Source organism: Pseudomonas sp. B21-019, assembly GCF_024749225.1.
In the GTDB taxonomy this organism is placed as follows: domain Bacteria; phylum Pseudomonadota; class Gammaproteobacteria; order Pseudomonadales; family Pseudomonadaceae; genus Aquipseudomonas.
Genome location: NZ_CP087193.1, coordinates 791550 through 808539, shown reverse-complemented (window position 1 = coordinate 808539; position 16990 = coordinate 791550). Strand labels below are relative to the sequence as shown.

Here is a 16990-nt window from a genome sequence, read left to right as displayed (position 1 = left end):
AAGATCCATTCGCGGGCAAGCCTCGCTCCTACAGGTTACTCACTGAACCTGTGGGAGCGGGCTTGCCCGCGAATGCTTTTGAACAGACACAAGTTATTTCGGGTTAGCCCTTGCTTCGCATTCACTGCCCACTCTTGCGATGTGGCAGATCCAACACGATCCCGCCACTAGTTTTGAATCGGTTGTTGATTCGTGTCCCCAATCCATGAGCACCATCCATCTGATCGAGAGCGCGCCTCAGAATCAAGCGAGCCTCTTCCTCCATGGACCTGCCATTGCTGCGCGCGTTGTTGCGCAATTGCTCATAAATCTGCGGGTCAAGATTGCCAATGGTAAGGCTGGCCATAAGCGCCCTCTGTGCTCGCTGAATTGATCGGACGACACTATCACGGGTTAAGCTTTTTCCTGCTGCCTCAAACACTAATCGCATTGGTAAACACCAACCGATTGCCAAACGGATCGGCCACGGTCATGTCCTGACTGCCCCATGGCATCGCCTGGATTTGTGGGTGCGCAAACTTATATTCCTTGGCCAGCAATTGCTGCTGGAACGCCTCCAGCTCATCGGTCTCGATGCGCAGGGCCGAGCCCGTTGTCGCGTCGCCATGGTGTTCGGAGAGGTGCAGCACGCATTCGCCACGGGAGATTTGCAGGTACAGCGGGAGGTTCGCCTCGAAGCGGTGCTGCCAATCAATCTTGAACCCCAGAAACTCGACGTAGAACTCCAAAGCCTTGGTTTCATCGAAAATCCGCAGGATCGGGGTGGTTTTGCCGAAACTCATGGGGGTAACTCCCTGACTGAATGAGCCCAGTGTGGCTGGGCTGGATGTCAGCGCTTCGGCTTGGCGACGGCTTTCTTTAACTGCAATGTGCCACCATGAGACCTGGGTCAAAAGATCGTCCGAACGCGGCCCGAACCTTTGGCAGCGTCTACGAAGGCGCGATCAATGAAACCCTTTACGCAAATCCCCCTCCCGCGCCAGAAATCGCCCTTCCCTTCTGCCGTTCGCCTGCCCGTCGCGATAACTCAAGACTCCGTTGATCCACACTCCATCAATCCCTTGCGCCGCCCGTTGCGGATCGTTGAAGTTGGCCACATCGCGAATCGTCGCCGGATCGAACAACACCAGATCCGCCCAATACCCTTCACGAATCTCGCCACGTTCCTTCAAGCCAAAGCGTGCCGCCGACAACCCGGTCATCTTGTGCACGGCGGTATGCAGCGGAAACAGGCCGACGTCGCGACTGAAATGTCCGAGCACTCGTGGGAATGCGCCCCACAAGCGTGGATGCGGAAACGGGTCTTCCGGCAAGCCGTCGGAGCCGATCATCGACAGCGGATGCGCGAGGATGCTTCGTACATCGGCCTCGTCCATGCCGTAATACACCGCCCCCGCCGGTTGCAGTCGGCGGGCGGCTTCAAGTAGCGCAGTGCCCCACTCGGCGACGATGTCCATCAGATCCCGCCCCCCCATTTCCGGGTGCGGCGTGGACCAGGTGATGGTGATGCGATGGGCGTCGGTGACTTGCTTGAGGTCCAGCGTCGAAGAACTCGCCGCGTAGGGATAACAATCGCAAGCTACCGGATGAGATTTCGCAGCCTCCTCAAGCGAGGCCAGCAGTTGCGGACTACGGCCCCAGTTACCGGCGCCGGCACATTTGAGGTGGGAAATGATCACCGGCGACTGTGCGTGACGTCCGATGCGGAACGCCTCGTCCATGGCCTCCAGCACCGGTTCGAATTCACTGCGTAAATGCGTGGTGTAAACCGCGCCGAATGCCGTCAACTCTTCGGTCAGTTGCATCACCTCTTCGGTGGAAGCCGAGAAGGCGCTGGCGTAGGCCAGGCCTGTGGATAAACCCAAGGCACCGGCCTCAAGGCTGTCGCGCAGTTGCTCGCGCATCGCGCTGATTTCATCGGCGGTCGCGGTGCGATACAGGTCGTCCAGGTGATTGCTGCGCAACGCGGTGTGCCCCACCAGCGCGGCCACGTTCAGCGTGGTATTGGCCGCTTCGACGGCGGCGCGATAGTCGCTGAAGCGCGGATACACAAACGCAGCGGCGGTGCCGAGCAGGTTCATCGGGTCCGGTGGATCACCGCGCAAACTCACCGGCGATGCGCTGATCCCGCAATTGCCGACGATCACCGTGGTCACGCCCTGGCTGAGTTTTGGCAGCATCTGTGGCTGGCGGATCACCACCGTATCGTCATGGGTGTGCACGTCGATGAAACCTGGGGCCAATACTCTTCCGGCAGCATCGATTTCGTCGGTGGCGCGAGCGTCGTGCAAGTTGCCGATTCGCTCGATGCGTCCATTCAGAATCGCCAAGTCAGCGGGGTAACCGGGGGTGTTGCTGCCATCGATAATCAGCGCATTGCGGATCAGCGTGTCGTACGTCATGTCAGTCTCCCAGCGGCAAGTGATCGTCGCCGCCGCGGTAGTCGTCCAGGGCCAGTTTGATCCGCCGCAGACGTTCTTGATTGTCTTCAGGACTGGCCAGCGCCAGCTCGGTGGCGAGCACGTCGATGGCCAGCAACATGCCGTAGCGCGCCGCCGTGGGTTTGTAGATAAACGAGGTCTCGGCGCTTTGCAGCGGCAACAGCACATCGGCCAGTTGCGCCAATGGCGAGTCGGCACGGGTGATGGCGAGAATTCGTGCGCCGTAGCTGCGCGCCAGCTCCACTGCTTCGAGCAGTTCGGGCGTGATACCGGTTAGCGAGCAGGCGATGAGCGCGTGTTCGGCGCCGAGGCTGGCGGCGGTGACGCGCATCATCACCGGGTCGTGGCACACCGCAATCGGGTAGCCGAGGCGCACCAGCCGCACTTGCAGTTCATCGCTGCACAGGGTCGAGCAGCCGCCCATGCCGAAGGCGTGAATCATCCGTGCCTTGCCCAACAGTTTCACCGCATCGGCGAAGCGCGACTCATCGAACGCCGCCAGGTGCTGGCGCAAGGTCGACTCGATATCGCCGACAATCTGCCCGTAGAACGCCGACTGTTCGGGCGTGCCCGCCGGGTCGAGAAAGCGGCTGCCGACACCGCTGGCCTGGGCCAGTTGCAGGCGCAAATCCCGCAAGTCGCGGCAACCGACTGTGCGGGCGAATCGCGACAATGTGGCGGTGCTGACTTCCGCTCGCTGCGCCAGTTCATCGAGGCTGGCGGATGCGGAAAATCCTACGTCGTCGAGCATCAGCCGAGCGATACGTCCTTCACCGGCACTGAAGGATTCCTGACGAGCGCGGATCTGATAGAGGATGTCCATGGCGGATGGCTCCGACTAAAGCAGGTGAGAAAGGCCAACGGTCAGGCCGAAGGCGACCACCGAGATCAGCGTCTCGAGCACTGTCCAGGTCTTGAAGGTCTGGGTGACGGTCATGTTGAAGTATTCCTTGATCAACCAGAAACCGCCGTCGTTGACGTGGGAAAAGATAACCGACCCCGCCCCCGTCGCCAGCACCAACAACTCCGGATGCGGATAACCCAGACCAATGGCCACCGGCGCGACAATCCCCGAAGCGGTGGTCATGGCCACGGTGGCGGAACCGGTGGCGATGCGCATCAACGCGGCGAACAGCCAACCCATCAACAGCGGCGACAACTGGAATTCATCGGCCAGGCTGACGATCTGATTGGTGACGCCAGCGTCCACCAGAATCCGATTCAAGCCACCACCGGCACCAACCAGCAAGGTGATGCTGGCGGTCGGCGCCAGGCATTCATTGGTGAACTTGAGGATCGACTCGCGATTGAAGCCCTGGGCCAGGCCGAGGGTCCAGAAACTCAGCAAGGTCGCCAGCAGCAAGGCGATCACCGAGTTGCCGATGAACAGCAGGAACTGATTGAAACCGCTACCCGGCGTGGAGATCAGGTTGGCCCAGCCGCCGATCAACATCAGCACCACCGGCAACAGAATGGTGGCCATGGTGACACCAAAACCCGGCAGGCTATCGCGCGGCTCACGCTCCAGGAACTGGCGTTCCAGGGGGTTATCGGCCGGCAGTTGAATGCGCGGCACGATGAATTTGGCGTATAGGGGACCGGCGATAATCGCGGTCGGAATACCGATCAGAATCGCGTAGAGCAAGGTCTGCCCCACCGACGCCTGATAGACCTGCACCGCCAGCATCGCCGCCGGGTGCGGCGGTACCAGCGCGTGGACCACCGAAAGCCCCGCAACCATCGGCAAACCGACCATCAGAATGGACACGCCCACCCGCCGCGCCACGGTAAACGCGATCGGCACCAGCAAGACAAAACCGACCTCGAAGAACAGCGGCAGCCCTACAAGAAAGGCGATACACACCATCGCCCAGTGGGCATTTTTCTCGCCGAAACGGTCGATCAAGGTGCGTGCCACCCGCTCCGCACCGCCGGACTCGGCCATCATCTTGCCGAGCATCGTGCCCAGCGCCACCACCAGCGCAATGTGCCCCAGCGTCTTGCCAACCCCGGCCTCATACGCCCCCACCACACCCGACGGCGGCATCCCCGCCAACAGCGCCAGGCCGATAGACACCAGGGTGATCACAATGAAGGGATTGATCCGGTAACGGGCGATCAGAACGATCAGCGCAATGATGGCGATGGCGGCGTAAACCAACAGCCAATAGCCGAAGGAAAGCGTCATGCGGTACTCCTCGAAAGGGTCACGTCGAATGGGTTGTGAAACTCATAAATCATTTCGACGAGATACTTTCAAACTAAGTGAAAGTAATTTTCGTGGAGGGGTAAGGGATGTCGTGCAGAGGTATGGGAGATCGCGGGTTATGAAAATCGGATAGCGGAATTTTCATCCCTCTGCGTGAGAACAATCGGCGTAGAGGGATGATAGTTCCACTATCGAGGCAGGCTTGACTCTGCTGTATCGAGATCAAGTCATCAGAGATTGCGCGATAGCGCCCTGCGTACGCTATCACTGTTCAGCCTAGGGCTTTCAGGCTCGGCAGGGGATTGCGTCGGTGCAGGACTTTCGACCTGGACAGAGATTTCGGTCTGGACCGGGCTTTCAACTTGAACAGGGCTTGGCGCCTGACCGCGACTGGCGACTCGATTGTCCAGGGTCTCGATGTAGGCGTTCAAATCGCTAATCAGCAGTTTCTTGCGCTGGGCGCCCCGATACCACGCGTAGAAAAAATAGCCCGCCGCCGCCAGGAAGCCTAGCCCGGCCGTAGCAAGACCGGCGATGCACAATCCAAGCACGATCAGCACTGTCTTCCAGTTAAAGGGCGACAGCTCCAGTTCGGTATTCAGTGCACTCGCGTCACGCAGTACCCAGCGTTTGGACGCTGTGTGGTTCTGCAAAATGGTGTGCAGAGGCGAACCATCCTTTTTCAAGGCACTGATCAAAGAGATTTCCTGACCTGTGCGCAAAGGAATGTCCATGCCGCGCAGCTTTACATCGTGCTCGATACCGTCCGGGGTTTTGACCCAGATCTCATGATTGATAATTGAAACAGAACTGATGCGCACAGGCGTCACATCACCGTCGTTACCGTTCACCTGAACGCCGCCCGTGGATGTCACACGGGTCTCGCTGATTTTTTCGCTGCTCACCACTTCACCGCTCAAGACAGTGAAAGAAACGGTTTTATCGCCATGGGTAAAGTTGTGCATTTCGATTCCTTGATAGACCCACGTCGATCGACGCGCAGGAGAAAGATCCGTATGCAGCGGATGCTACTAAGTAGCCATCACACTGTCCATAATTCGCCACCACTCGTGACACAGAGCACAGGAACGACCCCCATCGATGTCAGTCGTGATGCTCGCTGGCGCGTTTGAGCAGTTTCTTGCAGCGATCGGACAAGTGCAGTACGCGTAGCTGCTTGCCAGCCTTGGTGTAGCGCTCGCGCAACGTCTTCAGTGCGGCGATGGCCGAGTAATCAACGAAGCTCAAGTGGCGACAGTCGACGGTGACCACAGACGGATCATTGGCGGGATCGAACTGGTTGAGAAAAGGCGTCGTCGAGGCAAAGAACAACGTGCCGTGCAGGAGGTAGAGCTTGCTGCCGTCGGCTTCAACGTGACTGTCGGCATACAGCTCGCGAGCGTGTTGCCAGGCAAAGTTGAGCGCCGCAATGATGATCCCGCACAACACAGCGATGGCCAGATCGGTGAACACGGTAATCACCGTGACCGCGATGATCACCAAGACATCGTTCAGCGGCACCTTGTTCAGTACCCGCAATGAAGCCCAGGCGAACGTCTGCTGCGACACCACGAACATCACCCCAACCAATGCGGCCAGCGGAATGCGCTCGATCAGCGGCGAAAGGAACAGCACAAACAGCAGGATCATCCCCCCGGCCACCGCACCGGACAGCCGACCGCGACCGCCGGAGCTGAGGTTGATCACGGTTTGCCCGATCATCGCGCAGCCACCCATGCCGCCGAACACACCAGAAACCATGTTGGCAGCGCCCAAGGCCACGCACTCGCGATCCGGATAGCCACGGCTCTCGGTGATCTCGTCGGTGAGGTTCAGGGTCAGCAGGGTTTCCAGCAAGCCGACCACCGCCATCAATATCGCGTAAGGGACGATGATGCGCAGGGTTTCCGGGCTCCAGGAGATGTCTGGCAGCGCAAAACCCGGCAAGCCACCAGCAATGTGCGCCATGTCGCCCAGGGTGCGGGTCGGCAGGCCGAGCAGGTAAACCGCCAGCCCAACGCCCAGAATCGCCACCAGCGCCGGCGGCACGGCCCGCGTCAGGCGCGGCATCAGGTAAACGATGGCCATCGTCAGCGCCACCAGCCCGATCATCATGTACAGCGGCGCCCCACTCAACCAGGCCTCACCGCTCTTGAAGTGCTCCAACTGGGCCAGCGCAATGACAATCGCCAGACCGTTGACGAAGCCGAGCATCACCGGATGCGGCACCATGCGCACCAGCTTGCCCAACCTCAACAGACCAAACGCCAACATGATCAGCCCGCCCAGCAACACCGTCGCCAGCAAGTACTGGACACCGTGCTGCACCACCAGCGCGACGATCACCACCGCCATCGAGCCGGCGGCACCAGACACCATCCCCGGCCGTCCGCCGAAGAGCGCAGTCAGGGTGCAGATGATGAAAGCGCCGTAAAGCCCCATCAATGGATTGAGGTGGGCCACCAGCGCGAAAGCGATACATTCGGGGAGCAGGGCGAAAGAGGTGGTGAGTCCGGCCAGGACATCGGCGCGCAGACGTTTGGGTTTCATGGCTTACCTAAAAATACAGGCGGGAAAAGAGGGACGCGGATGTTACGGAATTGACGGCGGGCGGGCCAGTGAATGGGTGGCCTGCTCGCAATGAACGATCACGCGGTCTGCAAATCAGCCCCTGAAATCGGCAATCGCATAAGCCGCCAATTTGCCCTGAATAAAGTCCAGAAAGCACTGGATCCGTAGGGCCAGTTGCGAGTTGCGGTAGTACACCGCGTTGATGGGTTGGCGATAACCGCTGTTGAACTCCGCCAGCAGCACCTGCAAGCGACCGGCGCGGATGTCGTCGATGGTCATGAAGTGCGACAGGCAGGCAATGCCTTGACCGGCCAGCGCCAGGTGCCTGATCGTCTCGCCACTCGACGCACTGATCGACGCTTGAATCGGCCAGCGGTCACCATGGACATAGCGCAGTGGCCATTGGTTGAGACCTTCATTATGGGTAAAGCCCAGCAGCGTGTGCTCGCTCAAATCCTCGACAGCGCTCGGTACGCCGTGTTGTTCCAGATACGCTGTGCTTGCGACGATGTGCAGCGGGCTGCAACCCAGGGAGCGGGCGTGCAGGGTCGAGTCGGCCAGCGTGCCGATGCGGATGGCGATGTCGGTGCTTTGTTCGAGCAGGTCGATGATCAAATCGTTGCTGTTGAGTTCGAGCTGGATGTCCGGGTAGAGACGGCGGAACTCATCGATGTACGGCACGATGGCGTGCAGCATGAACGGCGACGCGGCGTTGATCCGCAGTCGCCCGGACGGGGTTTGCTGGCGTGAGGACAGACGCTCTTCGAGCTCGTCCATCTGATCGAGAATCAGCTTGGCGTGCTCGAAGAAATATTTGCCCTCTTCGGTCAGGTCCATGCGCCGGGTGGTGCGATTGATCAGCGTGGTATCGAGCTTGGCCTCCAGCCGCGACAGCGTGCGGCTGACCGCCGACGGCGTTTGCCCGACTTGCTCAGCCGCAGCCGAAATCGACCCGCACTCAATCACGCAGACGAAAATCTGCAACTCATCGGATCTGGCTTTCACGTGTGTCCCTTATCGATAGTCCTGCACCGTTCTACTGTGGAGGGGCTTGTGTGGCGAGGGGGCTTGCCCCCGTTGGGGCGCAAAGCGGACCTAAAACCTGCAAACGCGTTGACTCAGGCAGTCCGCGATTACCAATATTACGACGGCTTCGCCGCCGAACGGGGGCAAGCCCCCTCGCCACACAAGCTCCCTCGCCATAGGTTCAGACTTTCGATAGTAGCCGAGCGTCATGCCTTAAGGCCAAACACCTCGGTCAAGTGCTGCTCATAACGCGCCACATCCGCTTCGATATTCGGGCGCTTCATCACATCGACGCACAAAAAGGTCGGCAAACCGGTCATGCCGAGGAAGGTGTTGGCCTTGTGAAACGGCAGGTACACCGCGTCCACGCCCTTGGCTTCGAAGAAGTCGGTCGAGTCGTCGAAGGCTTGCTGCGGGGCGTTCCAGGTCACCGACAGCATGTACTTTTTACCGTGCAACAAGCCGCCGCTGCCGTACTTCTGCGACGCGTCGGAGCGCGTGCGACCGTCGCTGGCGTAGAGGCTGCCATGGCCTGCAGTGAAAACTTCATCGACGTACTTCTTGACCGTCCAGGGCGCGCCCATCCACCAGCCGGGCATCTGATAAATGATCACATCGGCCCAGAGGAATTTGGCGACTTCCTCGGCGACGTCGTAGCCCTCGTCGATGAACGTGGTTCTCACATCCACACCACCGCGATCCAGCACGCTCAACGCTGCTTCGTGCAGCGTCGTGTTGTAGCGACCATCGGAGTGGGCAAATTTTTTGCCGCCATTGAGCAACAGGACTTTTTTCATGAGAAATCTCGCAAGGTTGGAATCGATGGCGGCAGCCTAACGATCAGCCTCGCGCGGAATAAGCGCTCCATCCGCAAAATTCATTTGACCTATACGCACGAATCCACAAGCGATTGTTGCCATAAACTTGCGCCGATTCTGACTGTTTAGGAGATTCTGATGAGCGAGCTGCAAGGCTTCATCCTGCACGCCAAGACCCGCCCGGAAAAAGCCGAGGCCTTCGAAGCGTTCTTCCGTGCCTATGTCGAACCGAGTCGCGCCGAACCCGGTTGCATCGAGTACCACATGCTGCGCGACAAGCAGGACCCGACGCTGTTTATCTTCTACGAGATCTGGCAATCCCAGGCCCATCTGGACGTGCACTCGAACCTGCCCCATATGAAGCAGTTCCTCGACATGCGCATGGAATATCTGGAGCAGGATTTCGATATCCGCCCGATCGAGATGCTCAGCACATCGTCCGCTAGCCGCTGATCAGCAAGTGGCCGCCGAGCACGCCGAGGCCGATGAAGAACACGCGCTTGAACAACACGGCGCTGATCCGCAGGCGTAGCCATTGCCCCAGCAACATGCCGAGCACCGCCGGGATCAGCGTCAGCAGCGACGCGCTCAACTCGCCACCGCCGAGGGCACCGCGCCATGACAGGCCGGCGGCCAACGCGAGAGTCGAGACAGTGAACGACAGGCCCAGCGCCTGCACCAGTTCATCCTTGTTCAAGCCCAGCGCTTGCAGATAAGGCACCGCCGGAATCACGAAGACACCGGTGGCCGAGGTGATCACGCCCGTCAGCACACCGCAGAGCGGACCGAGCCAACGCTCGGTGCGACCGCCGACGCGCAAGGTCGGCAGGAACAACCCGCTCAAGGCGTAAATCAACAGCGCCGCCCCCAGCCCCCGTACCACCCAATGTCCACCGGCCATGCCGATCCACACTGTGCCGGCACCAGTGCCAATGAAAATCGCCAGCAGCATCGGCCATAACCGGTTGAGCAACCCGCGCAAATGACCGCCGAATGCCAGTTGCCAGACGTTGGTCAGCGTCGCGGGAATGATCAACAACGCCGCAGCCTGCGACGGCGCCATAGCCAGGCCGAGCAGGCCCATGGCAATGGTCGGCAGACCAAGGCCGATCACACCTTTGATCATCCCGGCCAGCAGGAAGGTGGCGATAACCAATAAAGACAGGGCCAAGCCCAGATTTTGATAAAACGCGGCAAGTGTATTCATGGGGCTATCGTGGCCCCTGAAGGGCGCCTTGAAAATCTGCCATATACTGAGGCTGCCTCTTGCTTACCAAGAGGCAATGATCGTTCCCACGCTCTACGTGGGAATGCAGCCCGTGACGCTCCGCGTCACTTGCCGAAGCGGACGCAGAGCGTCCAGCGAGGCATTCCCACGCAGAGCGTGGGAACGATCCGGGATTCTGTATGCACTTCGACCTCACCGACCTGCGCCTCTACTTGAATATCCTCGACACCGGCAACATCACCGCCGGTGCCGCCCGCAGCCATTTGTCGCTGGCGGCGGCGAGTGCACGAGTCCGCGCGATGGAAGCCTCACTGGGCATCGAGTTTCTTGAGCGAGGTCGCCGCGGTGTCAGCCCCACTCCGGCCGGCAAGGCGCTGGCGCAGCACGCCCGGGTCCTGCTGCAACAGGCCGAGCGCATGCAGCAGGACCTGGTCGAATACGCCAAAGGCGTCAAAGGCCAAGTGCGGTTGCTGTGCAATACCACTGCGATCACCGAGTACCTGCCGGAATTGCTGGCGGACTTTCTGCGCGACCATCCGAACCTCGACATCGACCTGCAGGAGCTGCCCAGTACACGCATCACCCACGCCTTGCGCCAGGGCGCAGCAGACCTGGGGATCGTGTCCGACGCCGTGGATACCGACGGCCTGCAAACCCGCTATTTCCGCGACGATCCGCTGGTGCTGATCCTGCCGCGTGATCACCCCTTGGCCGACACCGGACCGCTAAATTTCAGCGCTACTTTGCACCACGATTACGTCGGCCTGAACGCCAACAGCGCCTTGGCCATTTACCTGGAAGAACAGGCCCTGCACAGCGGCTTGCGGATGCAGGTCCGCATCCGCGCCGATGGTTTCGATGGCGTGATGCGCATGGTTGCCCGGGGGGCCGGGCTGGCGATCGTGCCCTTGGCGGCGGTGGAACGCTGGCCGGCTGAAACGCCGTTCAAAAACGTCGCACTGGAAGAGCCGTGGGCTCGCCGCAAACTATTGCTGTGCGCCCGGGACTTCACCGTACTGCCCGGTTATGCCCAGGCCTTGCTGAACGCCTTGACTCTCCCCTGAGGGGCAGACTTTACCCTTGAGGTTTCATCTTCAGGGACCGCTACGGTGAGCAAACGAATTCTGGTGATTCTCGGTCATCCTTCGAGCAACAGTTTCTGCGGCGCACTGGCCGAACGCTACGCACAATCGGCGCTGCGTGCCGGGCATGAGGTGCGCCAGCTATGGCTGGGCACTATGAGCTTCGACCCGGTGCTACGTGAAGGTTATCAACAGGTGCAGCCGCTGGAGGCCGACCTGCGCCGCGCTCAGGCGGACATTCTGTGGGCCGAACACCTGACCCTGGTCTACCCGATCTGGTGGGGAGGCGTACCGGCGTTGCTCAAGGGCTTTTTCGATCGGGTGTTCCTGCCGGGTTTCGCCTTCAAGTACCGCGAAGGCAAAGCCTTCCCCGACAAACTCCTGCGCGGTCGCAGCGCGCATCTGCTGGTGACCATGGACACGCCCCCCTGGTATTACCGCTGGATCTACCGCATGCCCGGGCTGCACCAGATACGTAAAACCACCCTCGCCTTCTGCGGCATCGAACCCCGTCGCACACTCACGTTCGGCCCGATTCTCGGCGCAAGCGAGGGTCAGCGTGAGGCCTGGTTACGGCAAGCCCAGGCTATCGCCAGTCACTGAGTGTGCCGATAATGCGCCGGGTGTTACCACCGCGAAAAGGGACTTTTCATGTACATCGGCCAAGCCGCACAACGCTCCGGGACGACAATCAAGAGCATCCGTCATTACGAGTCGATCGGCTTGCTGCCTGCCGCTCAGCGACAAGGCAAATACCGTGTCTATGACCAACAAAGCGTCGACCTGCTGATCCTCATCAAGTGCGCTCAACAGTTGGGTTTCAGGCTCAAGGAATTACAGGCGATCTTTACCGGGCATCAAGGCCGGGCGATGCCCTGGTCATTGGCGCAGCAGGCCATCGATGCCAAGAAGCGTGAAATCAGCGAGAAGATCGCTGCACTCAGGCACCAACACGAGCAATTGGTCGAGTTCGAGAGCACCTTCCTGCAGGCCCGAATCGATTGTCCGCTGGAAAGTCTTTGAGGGTAGCGCGCGTTTCTGGACAGCTCGATGTCGAATACAGACAACTGAGCGGAGCATGGGCGCTATAGGGTGCGACTTCAGTTCTTCAGTACCACTTTCTATATTCCAAGGCCCGGAGTCCACATGACCGCACCGATTACCGTTCTTCGCGACACTCACCCGTTGCCCGTACTCGACGCCTGCAAATGGGAAAAGCTCGAAGGCGATCCGCACACCGTCAACCTCAACGCGTACACCAGCGAAGATGGCAGCAAGATCATGGGCACCTGGATCTGCACGCCGGGCAAGTGGTATGTGGAATACGTGAAGTGGGAATACTGCCACTTCCAGGAAGGCTACTGCATCATCACCCCGGAAGGCATGGCGCCGATCCACCTGCGCGCCGGTGACATTTTCGTCATCGAACCGGGCATGAAAGGCACGTGGGAAGTGGTTGAAACCGTGCGTAAGTATTTCGTGTTTGCCTGATACAAAAAACCGAGCGACCACCCGACGTGGTCTCTCGGTAAAGAGGCATGCATGAATCCTGTGGCGAGGGAGCTTGCTCCCTCGCCACAAACGCTTATTGGGGTTTGCGATAGCTGTTGATGATCGCCGAGAAGTCCTTGCCCCCTTCCCCACGCAGGCTCATCGCCTGATACAACTGCTGGGCCACCGCGCCGAGCACGACCGGTTGGTGCGCCTGACGTGCCGCCTCAGTGGCCAGCCCCAGATCCTTGAGCATCAGTTCAGCACCGAAACCGCCGGTATAACCGCGCGAGGCCGGCGCCGTTTCGACGATGCCCGGCCACGGGTTGTACATCTCCGAACTCCAGCAGCGCCCGGTTGAACTGTTGATGACGCCCGCCAGCACCGTTGTGTCGATACCCAGGGCGCTGCCCAGCGCCATGGCTTCGCTGACACCAACCATGGAAATCCCCAGCAGCAGGTTGTTGCAGATCTTGGCGATTTGCCCGGTGCCGACTTCGCCGCAATGGACGATGTTGCGGCCCATCTGCGCCAGCACCGGTTGCAGAGTGGCGAACAGTTCAGGCGTGGCGCCGACCATGAAGGTCAGCGTCCCGGCCGCTGCACCGCCAGTGCCACCGGAAACCGGGGCATCGGCCATGGCCACGTCCTGCTTTGCGGCCGCCGCGGCAACATCTCGCGCCGTCTGCGGATCGATGGTGCTGCAATCCACCGCTGGCACGCCTTTGGCGATTCCCGCCAGCACGCCGTCTTCCCCCAGCCAGACGCTGCGCACATGGGCCGCGGCCGGCAGCATGGTGATCACCAGTTGCGCGTCTTTCGATGCTTCCTTCGGTGAAGTGCTGATGGTGCCGCCGAGTTGAGCCAGTTCGGCCAGCACGGTTTGATTGAGATCAAACAGGTTCAGCGAATGGCCGGCCTTGATCAGGTTGCGCGCCATCGGCGCGCCCATGTTGCCGAGACCGATAAAAGCAATTTTCATGTCCGGCTCCTTAACGCAAGTGGATGGTGGTGTTCACACCGTGGTTGATGCTGTCGTCATCGAACCAACGCGCGGTGACGGTCTTGGTTTGAGTGTAGAACTGCACCACTTGCTTGCCATACGGACCGAGGTCGCCAAGTTTGGAACCACGGGAACCGGTGAAGCTGAAGAACGGCACCGGCACCGGAATCGGGATGTTGATGCCGACCTGGCCAACGTCGATTTCCGTCTGGAATTTGCGCGCCGCCGCACCACTCTGGGTGAACAGACCCGTGCCGTTGCCGAACGGGTTGGCGTTGACCAGGGCGATGGCCTCATCGAGGGTGTCGACTTCCAGCACTACCAGCACTGGGCCAAAAATTTCCTGGGTGTAGATCTGCATCTCAGGGGTGACGCCAGAGAACAGGGTCGGGCCGACAAAGTTGCCCTGTTCGTAGCCCGGAACAGTGATGTCGCGACCGTCCAGTTCCAGCTTGGCGCCTTCCTTGATCCCGCTTTCGATCAGGTCGAGAATCCGCGCCTTGGCTCGTTTGGAAATCACCGGACCCACATCAGTGCCTGGCTCGCTGCCGGCATTGACCTTGAGTTTCTGCGCCAGCGCCTTGAGATCCGGCAGCCATTGTTTGGCCGCGCCCACCAGCACCACCACCGAGGTGGCCATGCAGCGCTGCCCGGCCGCACCGAAACCGGCGCCGACCAGTGCATTGAGCGCTTGCTCGCGATTGGCATCGGGCAGCACTACGGCGTGGTTCTTGGCGCCCATCATCGATTGCACGCGCTTGCCGTGTTTGCCGGCCAGATCGTAGACATGCGTGCCGACCGCGGTCGAGCCGACGAACGAAACAGCCTTGATGTCCTTGTGGGTGCAAAGCGCATCGACCACATCCTTGCCACCATGAACGACGTTGAGCACACCCGGCGGAATGCCGGCTTCAATCGCCAGTTCCACCAACAGCATGGTCGACATCGGATCCTGCTCGGAAGGCTTGAGCACGAAGGTGTTGCCGCAGGCGATGGCCATCGGGAACATCCACAGCGGAATCATCGCCGGGAAGTTGAACGGGGTAATACCGGCGCAGACGCCGATCGGCTGACGCAGGGTGTAGGTATCGACACCGCCAGCGACGTTCTCGGCGAACTCGCCCATTTGCAGGCTGCCAATGGAGCAAGCGTGCTCGACCACTTCCAGGCCACGGAAGATATCGCCTTCAGCATCGGCGATGGTTTTGCCCTGCTCATTGCTGAGTACCACGGCAATACGCTTGGAGTGCTCGCGAATCAGCGCTTGAAGCTTGAGCATGATGCGCATCCGCGCGCCGATTGGCGTCAGCTTCCAGGTCTGAAAGGCACGATGAGCAGCGCTGATGGCGGCATCGACTTCAGCAGCGGTCGCGAAGGGGACTTTGGCCAGCACTTGCTGGGTCGCCGGATTGACGATGTCGTGCCATTCGGTGGTCTGGGATTCGACCCACTCGCCATCGATCAATAACTTGACCTTTTGTACGGTGGTTTCTAGCGATGCGTTCATGTCGGGTCTCCGGGACGTTGTTCTTATTTAGAGAGCTATCTTGGGAGCCAAGGCGAGAAAGTCGCCTTGAGATGAGGCGTGTGTCGCGATTTGGTTGTCGGACTGTTTTTGGAGTATAGATGTGCAAACTTCTAATAAGAACGCACATAAAAGCCGGTCCATCATGCAAAAAAACATCACGTCTTTAGGCTCGTTGAACTGGGATGACCTCAAGTTTTTCCTCGAGGTTGCCCGCACACGCAAGGCCAGCACCGCGGCCAAACGCCTGGCGGTGGACTACACCACCGTGTCGCGGCGCATAAGTTCGCTCGAGGCCTCGTTGGGCACGCTGTTGTTCGAGAAGTCCCGCACCAGCGGTTTCGTCCTGACCGCTGAAGGCCAGCGTCTGCTGGGTTATGCCGAGTCGATCGAAAGCACCCTGCACATGGCCTGCGAGCAGGTTTCGGGCTCAGGCGTCGCGCTGTCCGGGCATGTGCGCATGGGCTGTACCGAAGGGTTCGGCAGCTTTTTCATCACCCCGCAATTGAGCCATTTCGTCGACGCCTACCCGGCGATCTCGGTGGACATCCTGCCACTGCCGCACTTCATCAGCCTGTCCAAGCGCGAGGCAGACATCGTCATTGCGCTGGAGCGACCCGAACACGGCCCTTATGTCTGCTGCAAACTCTGTGACTATCGATTGCAGCTGTACGCGACCCAGGATTATCTGGACAAGCACCCACCGATCCGCCGCCCGGCAGATTTGAGCAAGCATCAATTCATCAGTTATGTGGACGATCTGGCGTTCAGCTCGGAGCTGCTGTACCTGGCAAATGTGCTGCCCGGTGCCAGTGCCAATCTGCGCAGCACCAGTGTGATCGCGCAGTTCGTGGCGGCGCAGCAAGGACGGTCACTGGCGATTCTGCCGTGCTTCCTGGCGGCTCAGGACCCGCGGTTGCTGCCAGTGTTGCCGCAAGAAATCACCATCACCCGGCAGTTCTGGATGTACTGCCGGGAGGACCTGCGCAAGCTCAAGCGGATCACGTTGTTGTGGGACTACATCCGTACCGTCACCGAGCAGAATCATGCGCTGTTGATGGGGGAAAGCCGGGAGATGGTGTTCGCCGATTAATCGGCACTCACCACGATCGACACCCGGCGGTTCTCGGTGCGCCCGGCCGCGGTGGCGTTGGAGGCGACGGGCTTGCTGCTGCCCAGGCCGCGTAGCTGGATGTTTTGTTCTTTTATGCCGACAGCGGCCAAGACATCGCCGACGCTTTTCGCGCGACGCAGGGAAAGCTGTTCGTTATAGGACTCTTTGCCCGAGGCATCGGTGTGACCATCGACCCGCACGCGCTCGATTCCCACACTCAACAATGCCTTGCCAATACGCTCGACGATCTCGGTACTGCTGGGGTTGAGGTGTTCGACATCACTGCCGAACAGCACTTTGTCGGACAGGCCGAACGACCAGCCATCGTCAGTCATCTCGAAACCTTGCTGCTTGAGCACAGCGATCTGCTCCGGGGTCAGTCCTTTCTGCGGTGTCGTCTGGCAACCGGTCAATGCCAGCAGGGTCATGAATAAGGTCATCGTAAAAAATCGCAGAGAACGCTGAGTGAATGTGAACACAGA

Annotated in this window: 19 protein-coding genes; 6 read left to right on the top strand and 13 right to left on the bottom strand. The window is 60.0% G+C overall.

What is annotated here, in order from left to right; translation table 11 throughout:
* Positions 1-121: 121 nt before the first annotated feature.
* From LOY36_RS03515 to LOY36_RS03475, 9 genes are all read right to left on the bottom strand, one after another.
* Positions 122-346: a FitA-like ribbon-helix-helix domain-containing protein gene (locus tag LOY36_RS03515; protein ID WP_258672321.1), complete on the bottom strand. Its 225-nt coding sequence runs from the start codon at positions 344-346 to the stop codon at positions 122-124.
* A 67-nt stretch (positions 347-413) separates the two neighbouring features.
* Positions 414-812: a VOC family protein gene (locus LOY36_RS03510; protein WP_258674133.1), complete on the bottom strand. Its 399-nt coding sequence runs from the start codon at positions 810-812 to the stop codon at positions 414-416.
* A 132-nt stretch (positions 813-944) separates the two neighbouring features.
* Complete coding sequence (locus LOY36_RS03505) at positions 945-2402, bottom strand: amidohydrolase family protein (protein ID WP_258672320.1); 1458 nt, start codon at positions 2400-2402, stop codon at positions 945-947.
* A gap of 1 nt (position 2403) precedes the next feature.
* Positions 2404-3264 carry a MurR/RpiR family transcriptional regulator gene (locus LOY36_RS03500; protein WP_258672319.1) on the bottom strand — a complete coding sequence of 287 codons (861 nt, stop codon included), beginning with the start codon at positions 3262-3264 and terminating at the stop codon, positions 2404-2406.
* A 15-nt stretch (positions 3265-3279) separates the two neighbouring features.
* Entirely contained in the window at positions 3280-4629 is a 1350-nt protein-coding gene (locus LOY36_RS03495) for a GntP family permease (protein ID WP_258672318.1), read from the bottom strand.
* Positions 4630-4880: 251 nt separating this feature from the next.
* Positions 4881-5555: a hypothetical protein gene (locus tag LOY36_RS03490; protein ID WP_258672317.1), complete on the bottom strand. Its 675-nt coding sequence runs from the start codon at positions 5553-5555 to the stop codon at positions 4881-4883.
* Positions 5556-5754: 199 nt separating this feature from the next.
* A complete protein-coding gene (locus LOY36_RS03485) occupies positions 5755-7200 on the bottom strand; it encodes a SulP family inorganic anion transporter (protein WP_258672315.1) in 1446 nt (481 codons plus the stop codon).
* 114 nt (positions 7201-7314) lie between these two features.
* Positions 7315-8226: a LysR family transcriptional regulator gene (locus LOY36_RS03480; protein WP_018929425.1), complete on the bottom strand. Its 912-nt coding sequence runs from the start codon at positions 8224-8226 to the stop codon at positions 7315-7317.
* A gap of 227 nt (positions 8227-8453) precedes the next feature.
* Positions 8454-9044 (bottom strand): NAD(P)H-dependent oxidoreductase, encoded by a 591-nt coding sequence (locus tag LOY36_RS03475; RefSeq protein WP_019651022.1) that lies wholly within the window; start codon positions 9042-9044, stop codon positions 8454-8456.
* A gap of 159 nt (positions 9045-9203) precedes the next feature.
* On the opposite strand from LOY36_RS03475, the gene LOY36_RS03470 reads away from it, so the two are divergent.
* On the top strand, positions 9204-9518 hold the full coding sequence (locus tag LOY36_RS03470; protein WP_018929423.1) for a putative quinol monooxygenase: 315 nt from the start codon (positions 9204-9206) through the stop codon (positions 9516-9518).
* On the opposite strand, the gene LOY36_RS03465 is transcribed toward LOY36_RS03470, so the two are convergent.
* Positions 9508-10272, bottom strand: coding sequence for a sulfite exporter TauE/SafE family protein (locus LOY36_RS03465; protein ID WP_258672314.1), 765 nt, complete (start codon positions 10270-10272; stop codon positions 9508-9510). The genes LOY36_RS03470 and LOY36_RS03465 overlap by 11 nt on opposite strands.
* A gap of 200 nt (positions 10273-10472) precedes the next feature.
* On the opposite strand from LOY36_RS03465, the gene LOY36_RS03460 reads away from it, so the two are divergent.
* The 4 genes from LOY36_RS03460 to LOY36_RS03445 all read left to right on the top strand — a co-directional run bounded on the left by LOY36_RS03460 (position 10473) and on the right by LOY36_RS03445 (position 12866).
* Positions 10473-11357, top strand: coding sequence for a LysR substrate-binding domain-containing protein (locus tag LOY36_RS03460; RefSeq protein ID WP_258672313.1), 885 nt, complete (start codon positions 10473-10475; stop codon positions 11355-11357).
* Positions 11358-11402: 45 nt separating this feature from the next.
* Positions 11403-11978, top strand: a complete 576-nt coding sequence (locus LOY36_RS03455; protein ID WP_258672312.1) for an NAD(P)H-dependent oxidoreductase — start codon at positions 11403-11405, stop codon at positions 11976-11978.
* Between the two features lie 48 nt (positions 11979-12026).
* Positions 12027-12398: a MerR family transcriptional regulator gene (locus LOY36_RS03450; protein ID WP_258672311.1), complete on the top strand. Its 372-nt coding sequence runs from the start codon at positions 12027-12029 to the stop codon at positions 12396-12398.
* Between the two features lie 123 nt (positions 12399-12521).
* On the top strand, positions 12522-12866 hold the full coding sequence (locus LOY36_RS03445; protein WP_007900627.1) for a cupin domain-containing protein: 345 nt from the start codon (positions 12522-12524) through the stop codon (positions 12864-12866).
* A 94-nt stretch (positions 12867-12960) separates the two neighbouring features.
* Here LOY36_RS03445 and mmsB read toward each other — a convergent pair whose 3' ends face one another.
* Together mmsB and LOY36_RS03435 are read right to left on the bottom strand one after the other, a co-directional pair.
* Positions 12961-13848 (bottom strand): 3-hydroxyisobutyrate dehydrogenase, encoded by an 888-nt coding sequence (mmsB, locus tag LOY36_RS03440; RefSeq protein ID WP_019582621.1) that lies wholly within the window; start codon positions 13846-13848, stop codon positions 12961-12963.
* Positions 13849-13858: 10 nt separating this feature from the next.
* Entirely contained in the window at positions 13859-15376 is a 1518-nt protein-coding gene (locus LOY36_RS03435; protein ID WP_007933394.1) for a CoA-acylating methylmalonate-semialdehyde dehydrogenase, read from the bottom strand.
* A 163-nt stretch (positions 15377-15539) separates the two neighbouring features.
* Between LOY36_RS03435 and LOY36_RS03430 the strand changes: the two genes are divergently transcribed.
* Entirely contained in the window at positions 15540-16487 is a 948-nt protein-coding gene (locus tag LOY36_RS03430) for a LysR family transcriptional regulator (protein WP_258672309.1), read from the top strand.
* Here LOY36_RS03430 and LOY36_RS03425 read toward each other — a convergent pair.
* Positions 16484-16987 carry an OmpA family protein gene (locus LOY36_RS03425; protein ID WP_258672307.1) on the bottom strand — a complete coding sequence of 168 codons (504 nt, stop codon included), beginning with the start codon at positions 16985-16987 and terminating at the stop codon, positions 16484-16486. The genes LOY36_RS03430 and LOY36_RS03425 overlap by 4 nt on opposite strands.
* Positions 16988-16990 lie beyond the last annotated feature (3 nt).